Raw genomic sequence first — 7210 nt, forward strand, 5'->3', positions numbered from 1 at the left:
TCAGGTAGAATGCAACCACCTGCTCACACCGATTGCCAGACAATGGCCCCATCTTGCGCACGGCGGATAACCGTTGCAAGCTGCGGCCAACTACTGGCAAAAGTAGAAAAAACTACAATGGTTCCGGCTTGGGCGAGACATCGTGAGCAGCCTCGTTTCAAGCGCCGGGTTTACAAGCTTGGGTTTGCGTCCGATTCATATCCAGACCAACCGCCCGATAGAGAAGTAGAAATTCACTCCATGAAAAAAGTCCTGATCGCCTCCGCAGCGGCAGCTCTGCTGTCCGGTTTTTCCGTCCAAGCAGAGACTCTGCGTTTTGGGGTTGACCTCAACTACCCGCCGTTCTCCAAACAAGGCGCCGATGGCAAACCGCAAGGTTTCGACATCGATATGGCCAATGCCCTTTGCGCCGCCATGAAAGTCAGCTGTCAAATCGTTCCGCAAGACTGGGACGGCTTGATCCCCGCCCTCAACGCCAACAAGTTCGACGCCATCCTGTCCTCGATGCAGATCACCGAGGAGCGCAAGAAAGCCGTCGATTTCAGCCGTAAGTACTACAACATCGCCAGCCGCATCGTCGCCAAGTCCGGCACTGCGGTCGACCAGAACAGCTTCAAGGGCAAGAAGATAGGCGTGCTGCGCGCGTCCACCCAGGAAAAGTTCGCCAAGGACTACTGGGGCAAGTCCGGCGCCACCATCGTGCCGTACGCCAAATCTCCGGAATCCTTCCTGGACCTGAAGTCCGGCCGCGTTGACGCCGTGTTCGTCGATGGCGCCGTAGGCGACCAGGAATTCCTGAAAACCGCGAACGGCAAGGGATACGCCTTTGTCGGCCCGAACTACGCCGACGTCAAATACTTCGGCCTGGGCGCGGGTATCGCCGTCAAGAAAGGCAATAAGGCATTGGCCGAGCGCCTGAACAAGGCCATAGACCAAGTGCGCAAGGACGGCAGCTACAAGAAGGTGCAGGACAAGTACTTTAGCTTCGACGTCTACGGCGGTTAATCCCCCAACAGCGATCGCAACCGTCCCGGCTGACCACTAGGCGCCGGGCGGCTTACTGCCGCCCGATCCGCGCGCAAGCCGGGATTTTTTTGCTCTGCAGCCCCAAGGCCGGCAGGGCAAGGACCAGCCTTGCGCGCAAGGTTGACGAACGAGGCAGTATCACTATGTTTTTGCAAGGTTACCTTCCCAGCATCCTGCAAGGAGCGGTGCTCACATTGCAGCTGGCCGGCTCAGCACTGGCCGTGTCCATCGTGCTGGGCCTGATTGGCGCATTGTTCAAATCCGCTCACTCCAAGCCGCTGGTCTGGCTGGCGGAACTCTACTCCACCGTGGTCCGCGGCGTGCCGGACCTGGTCTGGATGTTTCTGCTGTTCTTCGGCGTCCAGATGATGATCAACGATTTTTGCGGCTATATGGGCTGGACTAGCCCCAATATCGATCCCTTCATCGCCGGCGTGCTGACCCTGGGCTTCATCTTCGGCGCGTATATGACGGAAACCTTCCGCGGCGCGATGATGGCAGTGCCCAAAGGGCAGATGGAAGCCGGCATGGCCTACGGCATGACGCCGCTGCGCGTGTTCTTCCGCATTACCGTTCCTCAAATGATCCGCTTCGCGCTGCCCAGCTTTTCCAATAACTGGCTGGTGCTGGTCAAATCCACCGCCCTGGTGTCCGTGATCGGCCTGAACGACGTGATGTACCGCGCCGACGCGGCCAAATCGACAACGCAGGAGCCCTTCACCGTCTATATGATCGTCGGCCTGCTATTCCTGCTGATCACAGGGGTATCCAATCTGGTACTTGGACAATTGGAAAAACGCTACTCGCTGGGCGTCAAGGAGAGCGAACTGTGATCGACTTCCAACTGGTTCTGGAAAAGCTGCCCGCCTTCTTCGGCGGCGGCGACGGCCACGCCGTCATGAGCACCCGCGACGGCCTGTTGCTGACGCTGGAACTGCTGTTCATCTCCCTGCTGCTAGGCATGGCGATGGCGGTACCCATGGCGCTGATGCGGGTGTCCAAGAACCGCCTGGCCTCTGGCTTCGTCCGCGTCTATAGCTACATCTTCCGCGGCACGCCGCTCTTGGTGCAGCTTTTCATCATCTACTACGGCCTGGCCCAGTTCAACTGGGTTCGCGACAGTTGGGCCTGGAACTACCTGCAAGACGCGTACTTCTGCGCCATCCTCGCCTTTACCCTGAACACCGCGGCCTATACCACCGAAATCATCGCCGGTCAGATCCGCAACACCCATTGGGGCGAGATCGAAGCAGCCCAGTCCATGGGCATGAGCAAATGGCTGATGATGCGCCGCATCGTGCTGCCCTCCGCGCTGCGCCGCGCGCTGCCGGCCTATAGCAATGAAGTCATCATGATGCTGCAAAGCACCGCAATCGCGGGCCTGGTGACGCTGGCCGACATCACCGGCGTGGCGCGCCGCATCTATGCCGACAGCTATATGGCTTTCGAGCCCTTCCTCACCGCAGCCGCCATTTACCTGGCGCTCACCTTCCTGCTGGTCTGGCTGATGAAGCAGGCGGAAAAACGCTGGCTGGCCTATCTGGCCCCACGCAAGCATTAATGCGGATAGCAATACAGGAATACCATCATGCACACCCCCACCGATAAAAACCTGAAGCTGCAAGTCAGCGATCTGCATAAGAGCTACGGCGCGCACGAAGTGCTGAAAGGCGTGTCGCTAACCGCGCACGCCGGCGACGTGATCAGCATCATCGGCTCCTCCGGCTCAGGCAAAAGCACCTTCCTGCGCTGCATCAACATGCTGGAACAACCCAATAGCGGCCGCATCCTGGCTGCTGGCGAAGAACTCAAGCTGATCACCGACCGCAAGAACGGCGCGCTCAAGGCCGCCGACGCCCAGCAGTTGGCGCGCATCCGCACCAAACTGGCCATGGTATTCCAGCATTTCAATCTGTGGGCACACATGACAGTGCTGGAAAACATCATCGAGGCTCCGATTCACGTGCTGGGACTGAGCCGCGACGAAGCTTGCGCCCGCGCCCGCAAATACCTGGACAAGGTCGGCCTGCGCGGCGTGGAGGACAAATATCCGGCCCATATGTCCGGAGGTCAGCAACAGCGCGTCGCCATCGCCCGCGCGCTGGCCATGGAGCCGGAAGTCATGCTGTTCGACGAGCCCACCTCGGCGCTGGACCCGGAACTGGTCGGCGAAGTGCTGCGCGTGATGAAGGACCTTGCCGGCGAAGGCCGCACCATGGTGGTGGTCACCCATGAAATGGGCTTTGCGCGCGAAGTATCCAACCACGTCATCTTCCTACACCAGGGGCGGATCGAGGAACAAGGCCATCCCAAGGAAGTGCTGGTCCGTCCGCAGAGCGAGCGATTGGTACAATTCCTCTCCGGCAGCCTGAAATAAATCGTACAATAGGAAAATGTCGCACACCATGCCGGGCCACCCGGCATGGTGTGTTTTTATAATATCCATTCTTCTTCCGCGAAAACCCATGGGTCAGCATCCGTCCCACCCCGTCAAGCCAATGCGCTACGGCTTCCTGCTCTTGCCCCATGCCTCGATGGCTGACTACGCCATGGCTTCCGAGGTCCTGCTGCACGCCAACTGGCTAGCGGAAAAGAAACTCTACGAAACCCTGCTGCTTTCCCTTGACGGACAAGCGGTGCCGCTCTCCAACGGCACCCGGCTCGCCGTGGACCTGCCATTGGATGGCGCGCCCAAGCTGGACTGCCTGCTGGTGCTCGCCGATGACATCAATCCCGACTTCAGTCTGGACACGCTGAGCAAAGGGCTGGCCTCCTGCAACCCGGACAAAATAAGCTTGGGAGGCATAGGCTGCGGCAGCTACTGGCTGGCTCGCACCGGCTACTTCAACGGTCTACGCGCCACGATACACTGGCGCGAGATCAGTCGCTTCACCGAAGAATTCCCCGACATCATTACCTCGTCCAATCTATTCGAGATCGACGGCAAACGCCTCAGCTGTGCCGGCGGCGCGGCCACTTTCGACTTCATGCTGACCCAAGTGGGCAGCCAGCATGGACATGAGTTCGTCGCTCAGCTGTCGGAACTGTTCAGCATGGAACGCATCCGCCCCGGCAACGAGCGTCAGCGCATTCCGCTCGCCACCCGCATCGGCGGCAGCCAGCCCAAGTTGACGGAAGCGGTCAGCCTGATGGAGGCCAATATCGAAGAGCCGCTGAGCACCGACGATATCGCCTACTACGTCGGCGTCTCCCGACGCCAGCTAGAACGGCTGTTCAAGCAATACCTGAGCACGGTGCCTTCGAAATACTATCTGGAATTACGGCTGAGTCGAGCACGCCAGCTATTGCAGCAAACCAGCAAATCCATCGTCCAGATCGGCCTCGCTTGCGGCTTCTCCAGCGGCCCGCACTTCTCCAGCACCTACCGCAACCATTTCGGCATCACACCGCGCGAAGAACGCTCGCACCGCACCCAAACCGCCATCCAGGAAATCCGGCCCTAAGCCACGCGTCAAAGCACGCCAGCGCCGCAACCGTCCGGCGAAGGCATCACCGGACGCGCCGGCTCCCCTTGGCGTGATAGCGGCAGCTCTATGCGGAAGCAGGCGCCGCTGGCTGGAATGTTCTCCGCCGAGATCAAACCACCATACTGCTCCACTATCGTCTGGCAAATGGACAAACCCAACCCCATGCCATTCGGCTTGGTGGAAAAGAATGGATGGAACAGCACCTCCAGCGAACTCGGCGTAATGCCGCGTCCGGTATCGCGGACCTCCAGAATCGCCTTTTTGCCCTCGCGCCGGGTATGCACGATCACATGGCGCTTCATCACCGGCTCATCGCGCAAGGCATCCATCGCATTCGACAGTAGATTCAACACCACCTGCTCAAGCTGGATGCTATCCGCGAACACCGCCACCGGATATCCGGACAGCAGCTGCACCACTTCGATGCCACGCTCCTTCAAATCGTACTCGGCCAAGAACATGCAATTGCCAACCACCTGATTCAAATCGATCAGCCGCGTCTCGATCGCCCTCTTGCTGACCAGGGCTCGCAAACGCTTGATGATCTCCCCTGCCCGCTCCGCCTGCGCTACCGCCAACCGTAAAGCCGCATTCACTTGCGCGGGAGCATCCTCCACCCCCTCCAGTAATTGGATGCTGGCCTGGCAATAATTGGCAATCGCCGTCAATGGCTGATTCAACTCATGCGCGATGCCGGAAGCCATCTCGCCCATGGTATGTAGCCTAGCGACATGCGACAGCTTTTCCAGATGCTCCTTGACCTTGCTTTCACTGGCTTCCAGCGCCGCCACCGTCCGCAAACGCAGCGGCCCCAGGTCGCGCAATGCGCATACCACCCCTATCAGGCTGCCATCGCGGGAAAACAACGGCGAAACCCCGCCCTCCACCGAGCGGATCTGCCCGCGAGCCGACGTCAGCTGCATCCGTTCCGCCAGCACTACCGGCTGCGCGGTGCGGAAGCATTCGCGAATCGGATCCTCGGCAAACTCGGCAGCCAACTCCGCCTGCAAATGGAACACCTCGTGGCAGACCCGCCCCACCACCTCGCCGGCATCCATTCCCATCAACTCCAGCGCCATCGGATTGGCCAACTCAATCGCGTGATCCTGCCGCAAAATGATCACCCCATCATGAATCGCGCTCAAGGTGACCGAGGCTCGCTCGCTCTGCAGAAAAATCGCTTCGTCCGATTGCAGGCGCTCCTGCCGCAAAGCCATGCGCTGCAGATGAAGCAGGCCGGCGAACACAAAGAACGCCAGCAATAACGACTGCTGCCACAGCAAAGGCAGGATAGCCAGATCCGTTACCCTCAGATCCCGGGCCACCCCCAGCACGAAAGGCTGTGCTTCGCTCGCTAGCGGCAGCCTGGCTTCCAGGCGCCGCAATACCGGCCACCAATCACGCTCGGACGATGTATGCAGACGCTGGAACAGCGGTGGACCACCCGAGGCCTCCCCTCCTTGATACAAGGCCAGGTCCAGCCCAGGCAACAGACGCTCCAAGGCCGGAGCCTGCAATAAACGATCACAGAACACGACCAGCCCCACCACCCCAATCAAACGACCCTGCGTCCTGGCTTCCTGCTCGAACAACGGCTGCAATAACAAATATGCGCGGCCACCGCCCTCATGCAATTCGAAGGCACCACTGGATACCCGCCGCCCCGACTCCAGCGCACGGAGCAAGGCAGGCCTGAAATAATCATCCCCCAGGATGTCGTAGCCGAACATCGGGCCGGCCTCGGGACGGTCCGGCTCCAACATAGAAATCACCAGTGACTGCGGGCGCACCGCCGCAGGCCGCCACTCTCGGCGTCCAGCCACATCAAAGTCGCGGATATAGAAGGTTTCGCCAAACTTGCCGCTCATCTGATGTAGAAAAGCCTGCCGTTCCGACATGGACACACTCTGGAAAAACACAAAGGAATGGAGTTGCGGGTAATGCGGCAGCAACTCACGGGCAAAGGTGCCCAAGGCGGCTGCCTCAAACGGCCGGCTGGCCACCATCAGCGCATCCACGGACGCCAGCACCGATTCGTTCTGATCCAACTTGCGCGCCACTAGCGCATGCGCGCGTTGCGCCACCGACTCGAACTCATCCCTCAAGCGCTGCAACTCGCCGATACCCCACAGCACCGCCACCAGCAAAGCGCTGAGCACCCATGCCAGTACGAACAAGTGCACCCCGTCCCGCCTGAACTTTCTCAAAATCTCCGCCTTGATTCCCAGTCTTGATGCTGGAATTCTATTCATTACCAATAGTTTTTGCTGAGCAATTAGACGCAATTCCGGCCATAAATACAGGGAATGGCATGCAATAACTTGAAAATCAAAGGGAAAGTCGATAAAAGCTTGAACCGATGTGACCGATACGCGCCGACGTATCACCCGACGCCCCAAACGCAACAAAGCCTCCCCGAGGGGAGGCTTTCGTGTCGGCGTTTCCACCGCGCCAATGCATAAAGCCCAGCTCGAGTGAGCTGGGCTTTGCAATGGGGCGTCTGGCGGTGTCCTACTTTCACATGGCGAATGCCACACTATCATCGGCGCTAAGGCGTTTCACGGTCCTGTTCGGGATGGGAAGGCGTGGGACCACCTCGCTATGGCCACCAGACATAAACTGGTACAAACTTAAAGAAGCCTAGGTTGATACTCGATCAACCCACATATATTCGGTATTCAATTGTGTCGCACAAC

6 protein-coding genes and 1 rRNA gene are annotated in these 7210 nt (G+C 59.3%); 5 read left to right on the forward strand and 2 right to left on the reverse strand.

Annotation, left to right across the window (positions count from 1 at the left end):
• Nucleotides 1-240 precede the first annotated feature (240 nt).
• From LQT98_RS02590 to LQT98_RS02610, 5 genes are all read left to right on the forward strand, one after another.
• Nucleotides 241-1005, forward strand: coding sequence for an ABC transporter substrate-binding protein (locus tag LQT98_RS02590; RefSeq protein ID WP_048407703.1), 765 nt, complete (start codon nucleotides 241-243; stop codon nucleotides 1003-1005).
• 164 nt (nucleotides 1006-1169) lie between these two features.
• Entirely contained in the window at nucleotides 1170-1859 is a 690-nt protein-coding gene (locus tag LQT98_RS02595; protein ID WP_048407702.1) for an ABC transporter permease, read from the forward strand.
• Nucleotides 1856-2587, forward strand: a complete 732-nt coding sequence (locus LQT98_RS02600) for an ABC transporter permease (protein ID WP_082150787.1) — start codon at nucleotides 1856-1858, stop codon at nucleotides 2585-2587. The genes LQT98_RS02595 and LQT98_RS02600 overlap by 4 nt, the downstream gene beginning before the upstream one ends.
• A gap of 27 nt (nucleotides 2588-2614) precedes the next feature.
• Entirely contained in the window at nucleotides 2615-3403 is a 789-nt protein-coding gene (locus tag LQT98_RS02605) for an ABC transporter ATP-binding protein (RefSeq protein ID WP_048407701.1), read from the forward strand.
• 88 nt (nucleotides 3404-3491) lie between these two features.
• A complete protein-coding gene (locus LQT98_RS02610) occupies nucleotides 3492-4490 on the forward strand; it encodes a GlxA family transcriptional regulator (protein WP_231461016.1) in 999 nt (332 codons plus the stop codon).
• Nucleotides 4491-4498: 8 nt separating this feature from the next.
• Here the strand turns inward: LQT98_RS02610 and LQT98_RS02615 are convergent, their stop codons facing one another.
• Nucleotides 4499-6919, reverse strand: coding sequence for an ATP-binding protein (locus LQT98_RS02615; RefSeq protein WP_231461017.1), 2421 nt, complete (start codon nucleotides 6917-6919; stop codon nucleotides 4499-4501).
• Between the two features lie 93 nt (nucleotides 6920-7012).
• Nucleotides 7013-7127: ribosomal RNA gene (rrf, locus tag LQT98_RS02620) — 5S ribosomal RNA — on the reverse strand.
• Nucleotides 7128-7210: the final 83 nt, after the last annotated feature.

This window comes from Chromobacterium aquaticum, assembly GCF_021129195.1.
Taxonomy (GTDB): domain Bacteria; phylum Pseudomonadota; class Gammaproteobacteria; order Burkholderiales; family Chromobacteriaceae; genus Chromobacterium; species Chromobacterium aquaticum.

Coding starts and splice junctions, on each gene's coding strand:
- LQT98_RS02590 (WP_048407703.1), top strand. CDS start 241: ATGAAAAAAGTCCTGATCGCCTCCGCAGCGGCAGCTCTGCTGTCCGGT.
- LQT98_RS02595 (WP_048407702.1), top strand. CDS start 1,170: ATGTTTTTGCAAGGTTACCTTCCCAGCATCCTGCAAGGAGCGGTGCTC.
- LQT98_RS02605 (WP_048407701.1), top strand. CDS start 2,615: ATGCACACCCCCACCGATAAAAACCTGAAGCTGCAAGTCAGCGATCTG.
- LQT98_RS02610 (WP_231461016.1), top strand. CDS start 3,492: ATGGGTCAGCATCCGTCCCACCCCGTCAAGCCAATGCGCTACGGCTTC.